This window comes from Candidatus Babeliales bacterium, from assembly GCA_035288105.1.
Classification (GTDB): Bacteria; Babelota; Babeliae; order Babelales; family Vermiphilaceae; genus SOIL31.
On record DATEAY010000038.1, the window covers coordinates 1 to 4,332 of the forward strand.

The window sequence follows — 4,332 nt, forward strand, 5'->3', positions numbered from 1 at the left end:
CGTTCATTCTTGGATGAATCAGTTTAGATCCATTTTTGTGCGATACTCAAAATCCATCAAAAATTATCTCGCTTTTTCTCAATTTGCTGCCGCAATCATTGTTTCTAATAAAATTTGAGTTTAGGGATGGGCTCTAAAAAAGAAGAAAGACGAGATAAAATTCGCAGAAATGTTGTTGATCTTACAGAGCAATTCGCAGAAGCAGACGCAGCGCAAAAAGGAATAGCCGACTTACGCGCTTCTGCAGGCAGCGACCCTACGTCACCGTTAGGTTCTTCTACAGACGACTCCAGTCATTCTAGCGGCTCCGCTTCACCGTTAAGCCACTCTGGTAGTTATTCTGAAAATGGTTCTAATAGCGAGGATATAACAAGAGATGCCAAAAAAATCCTCTCTGAGTCTGACTACCTCAAAAGAACAAAAGTAGAAGTATTATACCCTGATGGTACGGAGTATTCTGACAATTCTACGCCTCAAGATGATATTCTTACAAAACTACCATCTGATGAAGCTCTTAAACAATTTTTAAGTGGAGCTCCATTGCACACTGATGTACTCACACAATCACCATCGAGTGAAATTCCTGAGGAGACAACCACACAAAGCATTCCAAAACAGACTGAACCAAAAATAACTGTAGTTAGCTCTGCTGATAAAAAAACATTCTTTCAGCAACACCCACTATTTATGACAATCACCGGAACAGGTATGAGTTTTGTTGCATTGTTGATGCTACTTTATTGTATGGATCGTTTACCGAGCGACATGGCACAAATATTTGATACATATGTGTCAAAATTTCGCGCTGAACTATAGTTGCTTACAACTACCTGTGATTTTTCTTGATACTTTTATAATGCATAGGTAACCTTTGAAGTATGAAAATTTTTTTAGACACTGCAAACATTGAGCTCATTACACAATGGGCTCAAACCGGCCTTATCGATGGAGTTACCACTAATCCTACCCATTTAAGTAAAGAAGGTGGCAACCCAACACAAACAGTTCTCACTATTTGCGATATAGTACCATTGGGTGTTATTAGTGTTGAAGTGGTAGAAACTGATCCAGAATCTGTGTATCTGCAAGCACGCAAAATTGCATCATTATCAGACAACATTGCAGTAAAAATTCCTTGTCATGCGCACTATTATTCTGTCATCAGAAAACTTGTCGAAGAAGGCATTACACTCAATATTACGTTAGTGTTTTCTCTTGCGCAGGGATTAATGATGGCAAAACTTGGCGTAGCTTATATTTCTCCCTTTGTTGGAAGACTAGATGATATCGGGGCTGATGGTATTGAATTAATTAAGCAATTACGTCATATGCTTGATTGGTACGGATTTGAGACACAACTACTTGCAGCATCAATCCGCGATACACATCATTTTGAAAAAGCACTTATGGCAGGTGCCGACATTGCTACACTACCAATAGCAGTGTTTGAACAATCACTTGCACACCAGTTAACTGATAAAGGTATGGCACAATTTTTAGCTGACTGGAACAAACTTAATATTTCGCAATTTCCATAAGCGCTTGATCCTTCAACAAGTTCAGGATGAGCGCGGCTAAGAACTGAACTTGTATTTGTTATTTTAGAAATTAGTCTCACAGCAAAAATCATGCGTATTTTTTTTGTAACTAATAATTACACCCCTTACTCAGGCGGTGTCATTCAATCCATTACAGCTACAACCAATGCTTTACGTAAACAGGGCCACTATGTTTTTATTATAACGCTCAACTTTTTAGGGAAAAAACATGATGATCCCGATTATGTTATTCGCATTCCCTGCCCTATTAAATTCATGTACAAAAAAAATCACATGGCAATCCCGTGGCGTCCAACACATGCAATAACCACATTAATTAAAAAACATAAGCCCGATATTGTACATATTCATCATCCTTTTTTACTGGGAGCAAGCGCACTACGTGCTGCACGTAAGCACAGTATCCCCTGCGTATTTACGTATCATACAATGTATGAACACTATGCACACTATGTTCCGCTGCCACAAGTGTGTTTGCAACCAATCATTCGCACTACTGTACACCGATTTTGCAACAAGGTAGATGCCATCATTGCACCAAGTACAAATGTTAAAAATTATCTAGTATCACACAACATAACTGCTGCCATTACAATTATTCCTAGCCCACTACGAGAATGTTTTACTGGTTTTACAACCACTAAAACACAAACAAAAAAATCTCAATATTTTGAATTGTTACTTGTTAGTAGATTTGTACCCGAAAAAAACATTCCGTTTGTGTTTGATGTAATTCAATTATTACCAAACAATTTTCGTCTTATACTTGTTGGTTATGGTGCTGATTATAAAAAACTACAAGTATTAGCATTTGACACATTGCAGCTGTGCCCAACACGCGTACGATTTATTCATAAACCAACTCTGGAAAACTTATTAGCACTGTATTGCAATGCAGATCTATTCATTTTCCCCTCACAAACAGATACTCAAGGAATTGTTCTTGCAGAAAGCATGTCACAGGGAGTGCCAGTTGTAGCTCTTGATGGTCCCGGACAACGTGACATTATCATGAACGGAATAAACGGCTTTATTGTCGAAAGCGCAAAAGATGCAGCAGAAAAGATTATCGCCATTGAGCACAATCCTGTACTACTACAACAATTACAATATAATTCATTCAAAACAGGACAACGTTATTATTCAGCAACTATCATAAAGCAATTAGTAGAATTTTATACCGAACAAATTTCATAAAAATTGTATTTTCTAAGATAAAACATTATCCTCGTACATAATTTTTAGTACATTTTAACTTTATATCAGGTACCTTTATGAAAAACTCTCTGATTTTCCCTATTGCCATTTTCGGCTTACTGAGTGCTTCTAGCGCAATACATGGAATGGATCAAGAACCAAATCCCTATACCATCGTATCCTACCATACTGAAAAGAACTCACATCCTGTTCCTCAGTGGGAATTACGGAATGTAACTCCTCATAGTGACGAACAATCTGATCAAAAAAAAATATTAGACATATTCCTATTCGATGGAAATTCCCCACACACCGTACTGAAACGGATTGTACTTGATCTTTCGAACACAGCAACCGCTTTTAATTGGAGAAATCTATGTTGTGCAGCCAATGCAATTGAACAAAATCAACAGCCAAACCATAATGCACGTCAAGAAGAATACGGTATAGAGCTAAAGAAAAATGATGGTTCAGAAACTCTCTTTGTAGAAGTTGACTTAAAAAACTCAGACCTAAGAAAACAGATTTGGCAATCGCTGGGCGCCGCTCCCTCTCAATCATCCACAACGGATCGTCTTATTTCTTTCTGGATTGCTTGTGAACTCTTTGGAATAACTCCTGAGAGATTATGTATGTTTACCGGAGCAGCAGCTTTGTTAGGTTTATTTATGGTCTACAGCAATTCGCACCGTTAATAAACTTATATTTTGATTTTTCCAAACAAAATATTATAGTGACGAATATCACTCATATTTTTAATTATAAAAAAAGGAAAGATGCTCTATGAAAAACAAAGTAATTTTTCATGTTATTCTTTTTGGACTAGTTGGTGTTTGTAATCTAACATTTGGAATGGATGCTCCAAAAGATGATTCTTCTTCAACAAGTGTTACAAGCTACGAAGGCACGACTGGATCAGAAACTCCCAAAAAAGATTCCAAAACACCTCCAATGGGAACCCCTCCTTCATCTGGAAGTGGATCAAGAAGTCCTTCAAAAAAAGAGAAGCCCATTAATCTAGCAGACCTTACCGCTGCTCTTACGGAATTAGGCCAATCACCACGTAACCTAAAGCAACCAGATTCAACATCAGGATCAAGACCAAACACCCCTTCACCAAAAATGCCAGCCACTCTTTTATTCTCAAATGAAGATTACTCAGATAAAATTTTATATAATTTACTGCACATTTCTGGAACCATACCAACCGATATTAAAAATGTTTTATTAGGAGATATTACACAAATAACTTGTGTTAATAAAACACCTGACAACCATGTATACAAAATTGTTATTTCTACTTTGTTAGACAAATCAGAAGTATTTATTAGATCAGAAGAACCCTTTGATGCAGCAACATTTCCAGCAATAATGCCTTTTTACATAACAGCTACAAATCCTGCAGAAAGCACCGCTCGCACTTTTATAATTAATGAGTCATAACGTCCCCGTCGAGCGGGGAGCTTGACGGCTTGTAGCACCCCCTAGGGGTGCCAACTAAAGTATTAAACTGTTATTTTACTAAAATTCACCATCTTCATCTGAGCCAATGCCATCTAGCTGCAGCTGGTTTTTT

At 37.4% G+C, this 4,332-nt stretch carries 5 protein-coding genes; all 5 read left to right on the forward strand.

The window, feature by feature from the left end; all coding sequences use genetic code 11:
• The first annotated feature begins 126 nt into the window (after window positions 1-126).
• The 5 genes from VJJ26_01880 to VJJ26_01900 all read left to right on the forward strand — a co-directional run bounded on the left by VJJ26_01880 (window position 127) and on the right by VJJ26_01900 (window position 4,199).
• Entirely contained in the window at window positions 127-816 is a 690-nt protein-coding gene (locus VJJ26_01880) for a hypothetical protein (protein HLC06915.1), read from the forward strand.
• 62 nt (window positions 817-878) lie between these two features.
• Entirely contained in the window at window positions 879-1,538 is a 660-nt protein-coding gene (locus VJJ26_01885) for a transaldolase family protein (GenBank protein HLC06916.1), read from the forward strand.
• Window positions 1,539-1,628: 90 nt separating this feature from the next.
• Window positions 1,629-2,756, forward strand: a complete 1,128-nt coding sequence (locus tag VJJ26_01890) for a glycosyltransferase (GenBank protein HLC06917.1) — start codon at window positions 1,629-1,631, stop codon at window positions 2,754-2,756.
• Window positions 2,757-2,833: 77 nt separating this feature from the next.
• Window positions 2,834-3,451, forward strand: a complete 618-nt coding sequence (locus VJJ26_01895) for a hypothetical protein (GenBank protein HLC06918.1) — start codon at window positions 2,834-2,836, stop codon at window positions 3,449-3,451.
• 88 nt (window positions 3,452-3,539) lie between these two features.
• Entirely contained in the window at window positions 3,540-4,199 is a 660-nt protein-coding gene (locus tag VJJ26_01900) for a hypothetical protein (protein HLC06919.1), read from the forward strand.
• Window positions 4,200-4,332: the final 133 nt, after the last annotated feature.